The sequence below is a fragment of the Streptomyces krungchingensis genome (genome assembly GCF_054729265.1).
In genome coordinates this window covers 8,931,827-8,948,134 of sequence record NZ_JBPUKY010000001.1, presented here as the reverse complement: position 1 = coordinate 8,948,134, position 16,308 = coordinate 8,931,827, and the positions used below count along the sequence as shown (strand labels likewise).

Genomic DNA, 16,308 nt, shown 5'->3' with positions numbered 1-16,308 from the left:
GCACCGCCGTACCGGCCCCAAGGCCCCCACAGGAGTCTCCCCGATGTCCAGCCCCCACGGTTCCCACGACCCGTACGTCCGCGTACGGGGCGCCCGCGAGCACAATCTGCGGGGCGTGGACGTCGACGTGCCGCGGGACGTGCTCGCCGTCTTCACGGGCGTGTCCGGTTCCGGGAAGTCGTCGCTGGCCTTCGGGACGATCTACGCGGAGGCGCAGCGCCGCTACTTCGAGTCGGTCGCGCCGTACGCGCGGCGTCTGATCCACCAGGTCGGCGCGCCGAAGGTCGGGGAGATCACGGGGCTGCCGCCCGCGGTGTCCCTCCAGCAGCGCCGGTCGACACCCACGTCGCGCTCGTCCGTGGGCACGGTCACCAATCTCTCCAACTCGCTGCGCATGCTGTTCTCCCGCGCGGGCGACTATCCGCCGGGCGCGGAGCGGCTCGACTCGGACGCGTTCTCGCCGAACACCGCGGCCGGGGCCTGCCCGGAGTGCCACGGGCTCGGGCGAGTCCACCGTACGACCGAGGAGTTGCTGGTCCCCGATCCGTCGCTGTCGATCCGTGAGGGCGCGATCGCCGCGTGGCCGGGCGCCTGGCAGGGCAAGAACCTGCGGGACATCCTCGACACGCTCGGCCACGACGTGGACCGGCCCTGGCGGGAACTGCCCGCCGGGGAGCGGGAGTGGATCCTGTTCACCGACGAGCAGCCGGTCGTCACCGTGCATCCGGTGCGGGAAGCGGAGCGGATCCAACGCCCTTATCAGGGCACGTACATGAGCGCCCGGCGCTATGTGATGAAGACCTTCTCCGACACGAAGAGCCCGACGCTGAGGGCCAAGGCGGAGCGGTTCCTGACCAGTGCTCCGTGTCCGGTGTGCGGCGGCAGCCGGCTGCGGGCCGAGGCGCTGGCGGTGACGTTCGCGGGGCACACCATCGCTGAGCTGGCGGCGCTGCCGCTGACCGAGCTGGTGCGGGCGCTGCACGGCAGCGGAGAGGCGGCGCGGGTCCTCACCGACGACCTCAGGTCGCGAGTCGCACCGGTCGTGGAGCTCGGCCTCGGCTATCTCAGCCTCGACCGGCCGGCCCCCACGCTGTCGGCGGGCGAACTCCAACGGCTGCGTCTGGCCACGCAGTTGCGCTCGGGGCTCTTCGGAGTCGTGTACGTCCTCGACGAACCGTCCGCCGGGCTGCACCCCGCGGACACGGAAGCGCTGCTCACGGTCATGGACCGGCTGAAGAGCGCGGGCAACTCGGTGTTCGTGGTGGAGCACCACCTCGACGTCGTCCGCGGCGCGGACTGGCTCGTCGACGTCGGGCCGCGCGCCGGTGAGCACGGCGGGCAGGTGCTGCACAGCGGACCGGTCGCGGACCTGGAGGGCGTGCCGGAGTCGGCGACCGCCCGCTTCCTCTTCGACCGGTCACCCGCGCCGGTACGCGAGATCCGCCCGGCCCGGGGCCAGTTGAAGGTCGGACCGGTCACCCGGCACAACCTGCGCGAGGTCACGGCCGAGTTCCCCCTCGGCGTGTTCACCGCGGTCACCGGGGTGTCCGGCTCGGGCAAGTCCACGCTGATCGGCGAGGTGACGGAGGAACTCGACGGGGTCGGGCGTCTGGTCACGGTCGACCAGAAGCCCATCGGACGCACCCCGCGCTCGAACCTCGCCACGTACACGGGGCTGTTCGACGTCGTGCGCAAAGTCTTCGCCGGGACGGACGGGGCCCGCCGTCGCGGCTACGGTGTCGGCAGGTTCTCCTTCAACGTCGCCGGTGGCCGCTGCGAGACCTGCCAGGGCGAGGGCTTCGTCAGCGTCGAGCTGCTGTTCCTGCCCAGCACGTACGCGCCGTGCCCGGACTGCGGCGGGGCGCGCTACAACCCCGAGACCCTCGAAGTGACATACCGGGAAAAGAACATCGCCCAGATCCTGGACCTGACGGTGGAGGCGGCGGCCGGCTTCTTCGCGGACACCCCGGCCGTCGCCCGCAGTCTGGCCACGCTGCAGGACGTGGGCCTCGGCTATCTCCGCCTCGGCCAGCCCGCGACCGAGCTGTCCGGCGGCGAGGCCCAGCGGATCAAGCTGGCCGGCGAACTCCAACGGGTGCGCCGCGGACACACCTTCTACCTGCTCGACGAGCCGACCACCGGCCTCCACCCGGCCGACGTCGAGGTGCTGATGCGCCAGCTGCACGGTCTGGTCGACGCGGGCCACACGGTCGTGGTCGTCGAGCACGACATGTCGGTCGTCGCGGGCGCCGACTGGGTGATCGACCTCGGCCCCGGCGGCGGCGACGCGGGCGGCCAGATCGTCGCGGCGGGACCGCCGGCGGAGCTGGCACGTTCCGCGGGCAGCCGCACCGCCCCTTATCTGGCACGGCAGTTGGTCAGCCCCGCTTGATCCGGCCGCGGACGGCGAGCACGGCGAGACCCAGGAACACCGGTTCGGTGAAGCGGCTGATCATCTCGGTGTAGGTGCCCCAGGTCGTGAGGTCCTGTCCGCTGGACCGGAAGATCACGGAGTTGAGCACGATCCGCAGGGTCTTCTCGAACCGCTCCGGGGTGAACCGGTCCGCGACGGGCAGGGTGAGCACCGGATCCGGGGTGTCGACCTCCAGCGTGACCTTGCCGCCGCTCGGGGGCAGATCTCCCGTGACGGTCTGGCTGGGACTCTTGTCCGGCAGGCCGAGCCCGAGCATCAGTACGACGGTGACACAGACCGCGAGCAGCAGCCAGGCGAGGGCCCGCGAGGCGCGCAGGCCGTAGCCGGAGAGGAGCCAGTAGGCGTGCAGGAGCCAGCGTTCGGCGCGGGTCGTCTCGGCCCTGTCGAGGCGCCGCATCTCCATCTCGCCGTAGTAGAAGTCGCCGGCTCCCGGTTCGTCCTTGCTGTCCTCCAGGGCCTTGCGGAGCTGGCGGTAGAGCTGGGCGACGTGGGCGGGCTCCATGACCGTGCCGGGGAGGTCGTCGTCGATGTCCGTCCAGGCCCGCCGATTGCGGTCGCTCGACTCCAGCCGCTGCCGGAGCAGGTGTTCGTCGGCCATGGCCCGTCTGTTGGTCCACCGCAGGGGTATTCCGCCGTGCACGCCCCAGCCCGGCCGCGGCGACCTGAAGAGGCTCTCGCCGGTGATGCGGATCTGGTCGAGATGGTGGGCCCCGAAGAACTGACAGGGACCCAGCCCCATGTCGACGACCGTGAGGAAGGAGACGTCCACGCCTCGCACCGAAAGCAGCTCGGCGAAGAAGGGGGAACCCCAGCCCAGTGGCCGCGTCTCCTCCATGTTCGTGCCGTCGGGGAGGTAGAAGGGGCCGAAGTGCTGGAGGATCGACACCTGGGCTGCGAGATTCGCGTCGGTCAGGTCCACCTGGGTCCGCCGTACACGCAGCGTCGACGGCCCGAGGAACGTCGTGTCCCGGCAGGTCAGACGAGGTGTGGCCGCGTACAGACGGGCAGGTCGTTCCAGGACGGCCCCGGTCAGGTGGATCTCGCTGCCGCTCACGATCATGGCTTCGAGCGGCCCGGAGCACCGTGCCATGTCCAGCCGCACGTCCCGCGCCACCCGGGTTCCCGTCAGCGAGACCCTGCCGCGGAACTCCGCTCGGGAGAAGTCCGCGGCCCCCTCGAAGTCGCCCCGGTCGAAGGTCACGTCGTCCTCGAACGCCGTCCGCCGGAAGTCGGCGTGGCCCCGCACTCCGATACGAGTGAAGTCCGCCGCCCCTTCGAACCGCGCGTCGCGGAAGTCGACCGGCCCCGAGAAGAGGAACCCGCTGAAGTCGGCGTCCCCGGTGAACACGGCCTGCTCGAACCGGGCCTCGTACAGGATGCGCTGACTCCTGCGGCGGAGCTCTTCGAGGAGTTCCGGGGTGAACGGCACCCCCCGGTAGTCGGCTGGGCTGCCCGCCGCGGTCGACAACAGGGAGATCTGCCGCCCCGCGGCGTCGACGTGCGCGAGGCAGCGCCCCCGCCGGGGGACGACGACACCGCGGCAGCCGCCGTGTCCGCAGATCGGCCAGGTCGGCGTCGGTGCAACCGTCATGGACGGATGATCGCCGAGTCACCGGTCCCCCGTCCCCGCTTCGGGTGAATCGACACCGAACCCATCGACTCCAAATCACCTTCTTCAAAAGGGAGTTGAGGCTTCAGGGGTGGACCGCCGTCTGCGCCCGCACCCAGTCCGGCGCTCCTTGCGCCGCCGCGGCCAGGCCCCGGCGGTCCGGGTGGTTGCGGGACGCGATCGGTGGCCGTACCTCGACCTCGGCCACCAGGCCGCGTGTGGTGGCGACCCGCCACAGTGACGCGAGGAGCGAGTCGTCGCCGACGAACGCGGCGGCGGTGCTCTCCTCTCCGCCGCTCGACCGGTAGTGGACGCGCACCGGCTGCACGGGCGCTCCCGAGTCCAGCGCGGCCTGGAAGACGGCCCGGCGGAAGCGGCCCTGGGCACGGCCGCACCAGGTACTGCCCTCGGGGAAGGCGACGACGGCCGCGCCGGCGTGCAGGGCCTCGGCGATGCGGGTCACCGTGCCGGGCAGCGCGCGGAGCCGGTCCCGCTCGATGAAGAGGGTGCCCCCGCGTGCGGCGAGGGCTCCCGCCACGGGCCAGGCCCGCACCTCGGTCTTGGCGAGCATCCGCGCCGGGCGGACCGCGGCGAGCAGCGGGATGTCCAGCCAGGAGATGTGATTGGCCACGAGCAGCAGACCGCCGGTGGGCACGGCGGTCCCGGTGATCCTGGTCCGTACCCCGCTCACCCGGACGACGGCCCGGCACCAGCGGCGGATCATCCGGTCCCGTCGCACCGCCCGCATCCGGGCGATCCCCGGAGCGAGCAGGACCCCGGTGAGGACGACGGCCAGGACCGCGGCGAGCCGCAGCACGGCGCGGGGCACCGCGGTCCAGGACGCCGTCGACTCCACGCAGGCCCCGGGAGAGCAGGGAGCGGTGGGCAGCCAGGCGCTGCCGGTGCCGGCGGGTGATGGTGCGGCGGCTCCGGCACCGCCTCGGTCCAGGGCGGCGGCTTCGACGCTGCCGCGGTCCGGGACGGCAGCTCCAGCACCACCCCGCTCTCGGACGGCGGCTCCGGCACCGCCTCGCTCCGGGACGGCAGCTCCAGCACCACCCCGCTCTCGGACGGCGGCTCCGGCACCGCCTCGGTCCAGGGCGGCGGCTCCGGCACCGCCTCGCTCCGGGGCGGCGGCTTCGGCTCCGCCCAGCTCCCGGGCGCCCGGCGGCGGGGCGCCCGGCCGGGACCGGGGCCCGGGTGCGTCGGCGTGTGGCCGGTCCGGGCTCCCGGCACCCGGCCGGGCCGGTCCCGCGCCGAGTGCCCCCGGGCCCGGTGCTCCCACGTCGTGGGTGCTCATCACGCCGGGACGAGGGAGAGGAAGTGCCGCAGATAGCGCGGGTTGACCCGGCTCATCGGCAGCAGCACGTACAGGTCGGCGACCCCGAAGTCCGGGTCGTGGGCGGGCTCTCCGCAGACCCAGGCGCCGAGTCGCAGATAGCCGCGCAGCAGCGGGGGAAGCTCGGTGCGGGCGGGCCGGGTGACGCCCTCGGCGCTCCACGGCAGCAGGGGACGTACGCGGTGCTCCTCGGGTGCCAAGTGCCGGGTGCGGACACGGTCCCAGGTGCCCGCGGCGAGGGTGCCGCCGTCGGCGAGCGGGATGGAGCAGCAGCCGGCGAGCCACTCGTGGCCGCCCTCGACCATGTAGCGGGCTATCCCCGCCCAGATGAGTCCGATGACGGTGCCGTCGCGGTGGTCGGGGTGCACGCAGGAGCGGCCCACCTCGACGAGCCCGGAGCGGATCGGGGCGAGCGGACCGAGGTCGAACTCGCTCTCCGAGTACAGCCGTCCGGCGATCGCGGCCCGCTCGGGCGGCAGCAGCCGGTAGGTGCCGACGACCTGGCCGGTCACCGTGTCCCGGACCAGCAGGTGGTCGCAGTACGCGTCGAAGGCGTCGACGTCGAGGCCCGGTTCCGGGGTGGACAGGAGGGCGCCCATCTCCCCGGCGAACACGTCGTGGCGCAGCCGCTGCGCGGCTCGCACGTCGGCCTCGTCGCGGGCCAGGGTGACGGTGTAGCGGGTGGGGGCGACGGACTGGGGCGGGGTGTCGAGGGTGGAAACGCCGGTCATGGCACTCTCCTGGTCACGGGCCGGTTCGGCGGCGCGGCGGGCGCGGACCAGCGGTGTTCGGTCCGTGCGCTCCTGTTCTTCCGATGCCGGTTGGCGTGCGCGTGACCTGTGCCAGGAGAGTGGATGTGGGGTTGTTGAACGCCGGGTCCCCGGCCCGGTCAGCCGTCCTTGGTCACGCACCCGGCGAGCAGGCGCCCGGCCTCCTCGGCGGCGAGCACCCGCTCCAGGACGAGGTCGCCCGTCATGTTCGGGAAGAACCGGCCCGAGGGCCAGCTCCGCTCGTAGGCCGGCGGGTCGAGGACGAGCAGCCGGACGCCGTCGACGACGGGGATGTCGCTGGGTGTGCCCTCGTTCCACACCCACTCCCCGGTGGGGGCGACGAGGTTGAAGGAGCCGGTGGTGTGCACCTGTCCGGGCTGGTCGCGGCAGACCGCGGCCTCCTGCGCGGACGGGGCGCGGCCGGGTATGTGGCCGCCGCCGACGAGGACGTCGGCGACCAGCGTGTGCAGCTGGAAGTTGTCGCCGATGCCCCGCATGCGCATCGCGTAACCGGTTCCCGTCGGGCGGTGCAGCACGATCAGCGGCTCGTCGAGGGCCAGCAGGGCGTACGTCAGGCACTTGAAGTGGTGTCCGGACGCCTCCTCGACGGTCCGCGTGGCACGCAGCAGCCGGTTGCGCAGGGCGCTGTCGAGGGCGCCGCGCACCCCGGCGTGGTTCAGCATGGCGACGGACGCCATCTCGAACTGGGGCAGCGTCATCCAGGCCAGGGCCGGTTCCGCCCCGACGCGGTCGAAGAGCGCCGGGTCCGGCGCACCGCCCTCCGGGTCGGGGAAGTCCCCTCCGCCGGTCTCCTCCCAGCGTTCGCAGAATTCACCGGCGGCGGCGAGTGTCTCGGCGAGTTCGGCGAAGACGTGCGGCGCGCAGGGCCCGGCGTCGGCGCCGCGCTCCACGCAGGCCCCGACGAGCACGGCGACGGTGCCGCGCGGGCCCGGGGGCACCTCGGGCAGCAGCGCGGCCAACAGCGGTGCCGCCCGGCCGACTTCGCGCTCCCCCGCGTCCCCGAAGTGGCGGTACAACTCTCCGAACGCGCGTTCCGAACGGTCGACGTCCCGTTCGCGCACAGCGGCCTCGAAGTCCGTGACGGCTTCGAGGAACCGCTCCCTCCCGTTGTTGTCGAAGATCATGCCGGCAGCCTACCGACGGCGGGGGTGCCTGGCGGGACCGGGGATGAGCACCACTCCCGGTCCCGCCCGTCCGCACCCTTACGGCGAACGACGTACGGCTAACGCTTGCCCGACGAGCGGGTCGCGCGCAGCCACTCCTTGTTCATGCTGGTGATGGAGAACAGCGGGATGCCCTTGGGGCACGCCGTCGCGCACTCCCCGGCGAGCGTGCAGCCGCCGAAGCCCTCCTCGTCCATCTGAGCCACCATGTCGAGCACCCGCGACTCGCGTTCGGGAGCGCCCTGCGGGAGCACGTTGAGGTGGTTGATCTTGGCGGAGGTGAAGAGCATGGCCGCGCCGTTGGGGCAGGCGGCGACGCAGGCACCGCAGCCGATGCACTCGGCGTGTTCGAAGGCGAAGTCGGCGTCCGGCTTGGGCACGGGCGTGGCGTGGGCCTCCGGCGCGGCGCCGGTGGGGGCCGTGATGTAGCCGCCGGCCTGGATGATGCGGTCGAAGGCGGAGCGGTCGACGACGAGGTCCTTGACGACCGGGAAGGCCGAGGCACGCCAGGGTTCGATGTCGATGGTGTCGCCGTCCTGGAAGGACCGCATGTGCAGCTGGCAGGTGGTGGTGCGTTCGGGGCCGTGCGCGTCTCCGTTGATGACGAGCGAGCAGGCGCCGCAGATGCCCTCGCGGCAGTCGTGGTCGAAGGCGACGGGGTCCTCGCCCTTGAGGATGAGTTCCTCGTTGAGGGTGTCGAGCATCTCCAGGAAGGACATGTCGGCCGAGATGTCGTCCACCTGGTACGTGGACATGGCGCCTTCGGCGTCGGCGTTCTTCTGTCGCCAGACGCGCAGGGTGAGCTTCATGCGTAGCTCCGCTGAGTGGGGTGGACGTACTCGAAGACGAGGTCTTCCTTGTGCAGGACGGGGGCCTGGCCCGTCTCGGTGAACTCCCAGGCCGCCGCGTAGGAGAACTCCTCGTCCTTGCGGGCGGCCTCGCCGTCCGGGGTCTGGGACTCCTCGCGGAAGTGCCCGCCGCACGACTCGGAGCGGTGCAGCGCGTCGAGGCACATCAGCTCGGCGAGTTCGAGGTAGTCGACGACGCGGTTGGCCTTCTCCAGCGACTGGTTGAACTCCTCGCCGGTGCCGGGGACCTTGATGCGCCGCCAGAACTCCTCGCGGATCTGCGGGATCCGCTCCAGCGCCTTGCGCAGTCCGGTCTCGGTGCGGGCCATGCCGCAGAACTCCCACATCAGTTCGCCGACTTCGCGGTGGAAGGAGTCCGGGGTGCGGTCGCCGTCGACGGCGAGGAGCAGCCGCAGCCGGTCCTCGGTCTCCGCCAGCACCTCCTGGACGGCCGGGTGTTCGTCGGTCACCTCGCCCGTGTGGGGGTTGCGGGCGAGGTAGTCGTTGATCGTCGAGGGCAGGACGAAGTAGCCGTCGGCGAGGCCCTGCATCAGGGCGGAGGCGCCGAGGCGGTTCGCGCCGTGGTCGGAGAAGTTGGCCTCGCCGATCGCGAACAGGCCGGGGACGGTGGTCTGGAGGTCGTAGTCGACCCACAGACCGCCCATCGTGTAGTGCACGGCGGGGTAGATCCGCATCGGCACCGTGTACGGGTCCTCGGCGGTGATCCGGGCGTACATGTCGAAGAGGTTGCCGTACTTCTCCTCGACCGCCTTGCGGCCCATCCGCCGGATGGCGTCCGCGAAGTCGAGGTAGACGCCCTGGCCGCCGGGGCCGACGCCGCGGCCCTCGTCGCAGACGTTCTTCGCGGCACGGGAGGCGATGTCCCGAGGCACGAGATTGCCGAAGGACGGGTAGATGCGCTCCAGGTAGTAGTCGCGCTCCTCCTCCGGGATCTCGCCCGCCGGGCGGGTGTCCCCCTTCGCCTTCGGCACCCAGATGCGCCCGTCGTTGCGCAGCGACTCGCTCATCAGCGTCAGCTTGGACTGGTGGTCGCCGGTGCGCGGGATGCAGGTCGGATGGATCTGGGTGAAGCACGGGTTGGCGAAGTACGCGCCGCGCCGGTGCGCGCGCCAGATCGCGGTCGCGTTCGAGTTCATCGCGTTCGTCGACAGGTAGAACACGTTGCCGTAGCCGCCGGAGGCGAGGACCACGGCGTCCGCGAAGTACGTGTCGATGCGGCCGGTGATCAGGTCGCGGGCCACGATGCCGCGTGCCCGTCCGTCGATCACGATCAGGTCCAGCATCTCGGTCCGCGGGTGCATCTCCACGTTGCCCGCGGCGATCTGCCGGGACAGTGCCTGGTAGGCGCCGAGCAGCAGTTGCTGGCCCGTCTGGCCGCGGGCGTAGAAGGTGCGGGAGACCTGGACGCCGCCGAAGGAGCGGGTGTCGAGGAGGCCGCCGTACTCGCGGGCGAAGGGCACGCCCTGCGCCACGCACTGGTCGATGATCTCCACGGAGATCTGCGCCAGCCGGTGCACGTTCGACTCCCGGGCGCGGAAGTCGCCGCCCTTGACGGTGTCGTAGAAGAGCCGGTGGACGGAGTCGCCGTCGTTGCGGTAGTTCTTCGCCGCGTTGATACCGCCCTGCGCGGCGATCGAGTGGGCCCGGCGGGGCGAGTCCTGGTAGCAGAACTGGACGACGTGGTAGCCCTGTTCGGCCAGCGTGGCGCCCGCGGAGCCGCCCGCGAGACCGGTGCCCACGACGATCACGGTGTGCTTGCGGCGGTTGGCGGGGTTCACGAGCTTGGCCTCGAAGCGGCGGGTGTCCCAGCGTTCGTCGACCGGGCCCTGCGGGGCCTTGGCGTCGGCGACCGGTTCACCGGTCGGGTACGCGGAGTATTCGGACGATACGGTCATGTCAGCTCACCACTCCGGTCATGACTCCGACGGGTACGGCGATGAAGCCCGCCGTCAGCACCAGCGCGAGGGCGTTCGCGCCGGCCTTGAGGGCACGGTCGCGGCTGCGGCGGCCGGCGCCGAGGGTCTGTGCCGCGCTCCAGAAGCCGTGCCGGATGTGCAGGCCGAGCGCGAGCATCGCGACGATGTAGACGACGTTGCCGTACCAGGTGGAGAAGGTGTCCACGACGTTCTGGTACGGGTGGCCCTCCTGGAAGCCGCCGGAGTGCACCGTGCCGGTCGTCAGGTCCAGCAGGTGCCAGACGATGAACAGGCCGAGGATGATCCCGCCCCAGCGCATGGTGCGCGTGGCGTAGCTCGCCCGGGCCTTCTTGTGCACGTACCTGCTGGGGCGCGCCTTGATGTCGCGGCGGCTGAGCTGGTAGGCGGAGACGGCGTGCGCGACGACCGCGACGACCAGCACCACGCGCAGCACCCAGAGGGTCCACTCGTAGTGCATGACGGGTTCGCCGATGGTGCGCAGCCAGTGGGCGTAGTCGTTGAACTCGCCGGCCCCGAAGTAGATCTTCAGGTTCCCGATCATGTGGGCGACCAGGTAGAGCAGCATGATCAGGCCGCTGACCGCCATCACGGTCTTCTTGCCGACGGAGCTGTCCCACACGGTACGCGCCATGGACGACCGTCGGTCCGTCCGCGTTGCCAGAGCCATGCCGTCGAAGCTAGGGCCCACAGGGCCGATCGGTCCAAGACATGGTCCAGCTTGTTTCCATAGGCATGGACTATCGTCGAGGTATGCAGTTCCAGCAGCTCCAGTACTTCGTGGCGGTCGCCGAGACCCGGCACTTCACCCGTGCCGCCGATCTCGTCCATGTCGCGCAGCCGTCCCTGTCCCAGCAGATCAAGGCGCTGGAACGGGAGCTCGGGGCGGACCTCTTCCAGCGGGCGCGGGGGAACATCACGCTGACGGACGCGGGCGAGGCGCTGCTGCCGCTGGCCCGGCGCATCCTCGCCGACGCGGACACGGCCCGGCACGAGGTGCAGGAACTGGCCCAGCTGCGCAGCGGCCGGGTCCGCCTCGGTGCCACCCCCAGCCTGTGCACCGGCCTGCTCCCCGATGTGCTGCGCGCCTTCCACGACCGGTATCCGGGCATCCGGCTGCTCATCGAGGAGGGCGGCTCGCACGACCTCGTACGGGAACTCGCGCGCGGCGCCCTGGACCTCGCCCTCGTCGTCCTTCCCCTCCCCACGCCGTCTCCCGCGCTGACCACCCTGGAACTGCTGCGCGAGGACCTGGTGGTGGTGTCGTCTCCGGACGCGCCCGCGCCGGGCACCGGCCGTACGGTGCGCATCGCCGATCTTGAGGGCGAGCGCCTCGTCATGTTCCGGCACGGCTACGACCTGCGGGAACTGACCGTGGCCGCCTGTCGTGCCGAGGGCTTCGAGCCCGACTTCGCCGTCGAGGGCGGCGAGATGGACGCCGTGCTCGGCTTCGTCCGCGCGGGACTGGGCGTGGCCGTCGTGCCGCGCATGGTCGCGACGCGGTCCGGGCGGGGGCTGCGGGTGACCCCGCTGGCCCGGCCCGGGCTGCACCGGACGATCGCGCTCGCGCACCGCAGCGACGTGGCTCCGCCGCGGGCGGCACGCGAGCTCCAGCGGATGCTGCTGGAGCGCTGACGGGCGGCCCTTCCACAGGCAGCGCGCCCGGTCGGGGGCTGGTCCGCGAGGGGCGGCGGGAGGGGCGGTCCTGCGGGACGGTCACGGGCCGAAGTCAGGCCGGTGAGGTCGGCGGGCCGGGGCGGTGAGCGGGACCGTCACCGGCCGAAGTCAGGCCGACGAGGTCGGCGGGCCGGGGCGGCCGGCGGGGCACGCCCACCGAGCGGTCACCCGGCCGAGACCGGATCCGCCGGGTCCGACGGGCCGGGCACGTCAGCGGGACCGTCACCGGCCCAAGACAGGCCGGTGAGGTCGGCGGGCCGGGGCGGCGGGCGGGGCACGCCCACCGAGCGGTCACCGGGTCGGGATGAACCCGCCGTCGATGACCAGGTCGCTTCCGGTGATGTTGCGGGCGCGGTCGCCCGCCAGGAAGAGCACGGTCTCCGCGACCTCCGAGGGCAGCGAGAAGCGGCCGGTGACCGTGGCGGCGGAGGCCTTCGCGACGACGTCGTCCGGCGTGATCCCGGCGGCCGAGGAGACGGTCGCGGCCACTCCGTCGCCGCCGAGCCACAGCTCGGTCTTCACCGGCCCCGGACTGACCGTGTTGACCCGGATGCCCCGCGGGCCGACCTCCTTCGACAGCGCCTTGGAGAAGGCGACGAGGGCGGCCTTGCTCGCGCTGTAGTCGATCACCAGGGGGTCGGGCAGGGTGGCGTTGACCGAGGCGACGGTCACGACGGAGCCCTCGCCAGCGTCCAGCATCACCGGCAGGGCGGCCCGGGTGACCCGTACGGCCGTCAGCAGATTGAGGTCGACGACACGCTGCCAGTCCTCGTCGGTCACGGACAGGAAGCCGCCGGTACGGGCCGGGGCGGCGCCGACGTTGTTCACCAGGACGTCGATCCGCCCGTCCGCCGCGGCGACCAGTCGCTCGGCGGCGTCCGGTTCGACGAGGTCGGCCGGGACCCAGACGACCGAGCCCTGCTCGACCAGCGCGTCCAGTTCCTTCGTCGTGGTCCGGGATCCGGCGACGACCCTCGCTCCCGCGCCGGCGAGCGCTTCGACGATCGCCAGCCCGATGCCTTTGCTGGCACCGGTCACCACGGCGGTCCGGCCCTCGAGTTCCTTGCCCATGCCGCTCAGCTCCTGCCCGTGGGGGTGTGCCGGGAGTCGGGGCGCCCGCACCGGTGGCGCGAGGCCGCCCCGTTCCAGGAGACCACGGCACGCCCGCGGTCTCAGCCCGTGGCGTCCACCAGCGCCAGCTCGTGCAGGCGCTCCGGCGGGCCCGGGCGGGCGTAGTACCAGCCCTGGGCGGTGTCGCAGCCGAGTATCCGCAGCTGTTCGGCCTGCGCGCCCGTCTCCACGCCCTCGACCGTGACCGCGAGGTCGAGGGAGTGGGCGAGGGACACGATGCCCTCGACGATCTTCAGGTCGACGGGGTCCGCGGGGAACTGCTGCATGCCCTGGGTGAAGGACCGGTCCAGCTTGAGGATGCTCACGGGCAGCCGGCGCAGGTTCGCGAGGTTCGAGTAGCCCGTGCCGAAGTCGTCCAGGGCGATGTCGACGCCCATCTCGGCGAGCCGGCGCAGCGGCTTCAGCAGGTCGTCGTCGGCGCCGATCAGCGCGGACTCGGTGACCTCCAGGCACAGCGCGTCGGCGTCGAGTCCCTCGCGCTCCAGGATGTCGACCGTGTCCTGCACCAGGCCGGGGTGGGTCAGCTGGCACGGCGACAGATTGACGTTGATCCGCAGCGGGCCGGCGTCGGCGTGGCGTTCCTGCCAGGCACGGGCCTGGCGCACGGACTGCTCCAGGACCCAGCGGCCGAGCGGCACGATCAGGCCGGTGTGCTCGGCGAGCGGGATGAAACGGTCGGGGCCGAGGACGCCGTGCTGCGGGTGCAGCCAGCGCACCAGTGCCTCGGCGCCGCGGACACTGCCGTCGCCGAGGTGCACGAGCGGCTGGTACTCGATGAAGAACTCGCCCCGGTCCAGGGCCGCGGGCAGCGCGGTGGTCAGTCCGTGCCGGGTGATGGCGCGGGCGTCGGCCTCGGGGTCCGCCAGCTCGAAGCGGTTGCCGCCCGCGGACTTGGCCCGGTACATCGTGATGTCGGCGCTGCGCAGCACCTCGGCGGGACCGCGTTCCCCGGCCGGGCCCTCGACGATGCCGATGCTGCCGCGCACGGTCAGCTCACGGCCGTCGATGCTGATCGGCGTGACGAGGGCGTTCATGATGCGCCCGGCGAGTTCGTCGACCTCGTGCTCGGTGCCGGGACCGGTGGTGAGCGCGACGAACTCGTCGCCGCCGAGCCGCGCGACCATCTCGCCGGGGGCGGTCGCGCAGGACTGCAGCCGGTCGGCGACCTCGACGAGCAGCCGGTCCCCGGCCGCGTGCCCGAGGCTGTCGTTGATGGTCTTGAAGCCGTCGAGGTCGAGGTAGCACAGGCCGAAGCGCTGGCCCTCGCCCGCGGACAGCGCCTTCTCCAGGCGCTCGAAGAAGAGGGTGCGGTTGGGCAGTCCGGTGAGCGCGTCGTGCGTGGCCTCGTAGCGCAGCCGCAGATTGAGCAGCCGCCGCTCGGTGGTGTCCTCCATCAGCGCCAGCTGGTACTGGGGTTCGCCGTCCGCGTCGCGCAGCAGGGAGACCGTCAGATTGGTCCACAGGGCCGTGCCGTCGGGCCGGTAGAAGGCCTTTTCGACGTGGTAGTGCTCGCGCTCGCCGCGGACCAGTTCCTCGTACAGCCGCCAGACCTGGGGAGCGTCCTCGGGGTGGGTCCACTCGGGGACCTTGCGGCCGAGCATCAACTGCTCGGAGCCGCCGAACATGCGCAGCAGCGCCCCGTTGACCTGGAGGACGTTGCCCTCCAGGTCGGCGATGCCGATTCCTATGGCCGCGCCCTCGAAGACCGCGCGGAAGCGGGCCTCGCTGGCGTGCAGCGCCTCGGCCACCGCGCTCCTCGCGCTCAGCGCCGCACGGGAGATGGCTTCCTGTTCGGAGAGGGTCCGCTCCCGCAGGGCCTGCGCGAAACCGGCGGCCATGGCGTGCTGGAGCCGTGCGGACCGGGTCCGCAGCGCCTCCTGGGGTCCGTCCTCTCCGCAGTACAGCACCAGGTAGGCGTCGACGCAGTCGAGTGCGCGGCTGAGCGCCTCCGGGTCCGTGCAGTGCGCGGCCACGAGCGCGGCGCCGACCGCCTGGCCCTCGGCCGCCTCGAAGGTCCGGGCCCGCAGCGCGTCGCTCAGCCGCCGGGCCAGCGGGATCAGCAGCTGTTCGAACTCGGGCCGGGTCAGCGACGTCGAGGTCACCGGGAACACCGCCCGGCTCCAGATCGTCGCGAACCGCCGCAGTCTGTCTTCCGGCCCGTCCGGCTCGGCGGTCACGCCGTGCGCCCCACGCCGCCGAACCCGGAGAAGGAATAGGGATCCTCGTCCTCCGATGCCGTGTCGGGCCTCCAGTCCGGCATCGGCACCAGTCCGGGTTCCACCATGTCGTACCCCTCGAAGAACCGCGCGATCTGTTCGCGCGAGCGCATGATCAGCGGATTGCGGATGTTCTTGTAGACGTCGACCGCGCCTTCGGCCCGCTCCGGCGGGAGCGGAATCCCCTCGTACGAGGCGTGCGTGACGATGAGCAGGCTGCCCGGCGCGAGTGCGTCGCGCAGCTCCGCCACCGCTCCGTACGGGTCGTCCGCGTCTTCCACGAAGTGAAGTATGGCAACGAGAAGCAGGGCGACCGGCCGGTTCAGGTCGATCAGCCGCTGGAGTTGAGGGCTCGCCAGGATCTCGTGGGGCTTGAGCAGATCGGCGGCGAGGACGTCCGCGTCGTCGTTGTCCCGCAGTACGGCCTCGCTGTGCGCGACCGCCACCGGATCGTGGTCGACGTAGAGGACGTGCGCGCCGGGCCTCGCCGACTGGGCGACCTCGTGGACGTTTCCGAAGGTGGGGATGCCCGAACCGATGTCCAGGAACTGGTCGATGCCCTCGTCCGCGGCAAAGCGCACGGCACGCCGCATGAACGCGCGGTTCGCCTGCATGATCTTGGGAAGTCCCGGCATGAACTCCATCGCCTTGCGTGCCGCTTCCCGGTCGACCTCGAAGTTGTGCGAACCGCCCAGGTAGTAGTCATACATTCGGGACACGCTCGGCATCGAGATGTCAATGCTGCGGGGGGCCCAGGCGGGACGCTCCATCTATCTCTCCAAGGCGTAGGCGACGGCGTAGGCGATCCGGTGTTCGAGCTGAGGCTACTGATCGCCCGCCAAACGGGCGAGCCAAAACGGAAATTGACCATCCGTTCCCGGTCACTGCCTCGGGCAAGTGCCGAATTGACGTCCCGCGAACCGCTCACGAACAAGCAGTGCGCCGCCCCTGCGAAATCGCCCCGAAGCATTCCAAAAAAGCTCGGAGGAGTGACGAAGCGTGGTCACGCGGACCGGAGAGTCGCCGTGATCGGCCGCTTCACCGACGGCCATTCACCGTCGGCCGGAGATCACGGAAATCTTTGAAATCCGGACGGACTCCGTCAACTTCCGCCAGCGTACGGGATCCGTCGGCACCCGGTGTCA

12 protein-coding genes are annotated in these 16,308 nt (G+C 71.7%); 2 read left to right on the top strand and 10 right to left on the bottom strand.

Annotated elements, in window-relative coordinates:
* The first annotated feature begins 43 nt into the window (after positions 1-43).
* The gene (locus tag ACSYGO_RS38775; protein ID WP_460389501.1) at positions 44-2,392 is read left to right on the top strand and encodes an ATP-binding cassette domain-containing protein; all 2,349 of its coding nucleotides are present in this window, start codon (positions 44-46) and stop codon (positions 2,390-2,392) included.
* Here the strand turns inward: ACSYGO_RS38775 and ACSYGO_RS38770 are convergent.
* The 7 genes from ACSYGO_RS38770 to ACSYGO_RS38740 all read right to left on the bottom strand — a co-directional run bounded on the left by ACSYGO_RS38770 (position 2,379) and on the right by ACSYGO_RS38740 (position 10,773).
* Positions 2,379-4,025 (bottom strand): pentapeptide repeat-containing protein, encoded by a 1,647-nt coding sequence (locus ACSYGO_RS38770; protein ID WP_426676752.1) that lies wholly within the window; start codon positions 4,023-4,025, stop codon positions 2,379-2,381. The genes ACSYGO_RS38775 and ACSYGO_RS38770 overlap by 14 nt on opposite strands.
* Positions 4,026-4,128: 103 nt before the next feature.
* Positions 4,129-4,899, bottom strand: coding sequence for a lysophospholipid acyltransferase family protein (locus ACSYGO_RS38765; RefSeq protein WP_460389500.1), 771 nt, complete (start codon positions 4,897-4,899; stop codon positions 4,129-4,131).
* A 443-nt stretch (positions 4,900-5,342) separates the two neighbouring features.
* On the bottom strand, positions 5,343-6,113 hold the full coding sequence (locus tag ACSYGO_RS38760; RefSeq protein WP_432188706.1) for a GNAT family N-acetyltransferase: 771 nt from the start codon (positions 6,111-6,113) through the stop codon (positions 5,343-5,345).
* A 158-nt stretch (positions 6,114-6,271) separates the two neighbouring features.
* Positions 6,272-7,297 carry a hypothetical protein gene (locus tag ACSYGO_RS38755; RefSeq protein WP_460389499.1) on the bottom strand — a complete coding sequence of 342 codons (1,026 nt, stop codon included), beginning with the start codon at positions 7,295-7,297 and terminating at the stop codon, positions 6,272-6,274.
* 98 nt (positions 7,298-7,395) lie between these two features.
* A complete protein-coding gene (locus tag ACSYGO_RS38750) occupies positions 7,396-8,145 on the bottom strand; it encodes a succinate dehydrogenase/fumarate reductase iron-sulfur subunit (protein ID WP_345656752.1) in 750 nt (249 codons plus the stop codon).
* Entirely contained in the window at positions 8,142-10,100 is a 1,959-nt protein-coding gene (locus tag ACSYGO_RS38745; RefSeq protein WP_460389498.1) for a fumarate reductase/succinate dehydrogenase flavoprotein subunit, read from the bottom strand. The genes ACSYGO_RS38750 and ACSYGO_RS38745 overlap by 4 nt, the downstream gene beginning before the upstream one ends.
* 1 nt (position 10,101) lies before the next feature.
* Positions 10,102-10,773, bottom strand: coding sequence for a succinate dehydrogenase (locus tag ACSYGO_RS38740; protein WP_426676923.1), 672 nt, complete (start codon positions 10,771-10,773; stop codon positions 10,102-10,104).
* 119 nt (positions 10,774-10,892) lie between these two features.
* On the opposite strand from ACSYGO_RS38740, the gene ACSYGO_RS38735 reads away from it, so the two are divergent.
* Positions 10,893-11,774 (top strand): LysR family transcriptional regulator, encoded by an 882-nt coding sequence (locus tag ACSYGO_RS38735; protein ID WP_028798751.1) that lies wholly within the window; start codon positions 10,893-10,895, stop codon positions 11,772-11,774.
* Between the two features lie 333 nt (positions 11,775-12,107).
* Here the strand turns inward: ACSYGO_RS38735 and ACSYGO_RS38730 are convergent, their stop codons facing one another.
* The 3 genes from ACSYGO_RS38730 to ACSYGO_RS38720 all read right to left on the bottom strand — a co-directional run bounded on the left by ACSYGO_RS38730 (position 12,108) and on the right by ACSYGO_RS38720 (position 15,933).
* A complete protein-coding gene (locus ACSYGO_RS38730; RefSeq protein ID WP_460389497.1) occupies positions 12,108-12,887 on the bottom strand; it encodes an SDR family NAD(P)-dependent oxidoreductase in 780 nt (259 codons plus the stop codon).
* Positions 12,888-12,988: 101 nt separating this feature from the next.
* The gene (locus ACSYGO_RS38725) at positions 12,989-15,124 is read right to left on the bottom strand and encodes a putative bifunctional diguanylate cyclase/phosphodiesterase (RefSeq protein ID WP_426676757.1); all 2,136 of its coding nucleotides are present in this window, start codon (positions 15,122-15,124) and stop codon (positions 12,989-12,991) included.
* Positions 15,121-15,933 carry an SAM-dependent methyltransferase gene (locus ACSYGO_RS38720; protein ID WP_426676758.1) on the bottom strand — a complete coding sequence of 271 codons (813 nt, stop codon included), beginning with the start codon at positions 15,931-15,933 and terminating at the stop codon, positions 15,121-15,123. The genes ACSYGO_RS38725 and ACSYGO_RS38720 overlap by 4 nt, the downstream gene beginning before the upstream one ends.
* Between the last annotated feature and the right edge of the window lie 375 nt (positions 15,934-16,308).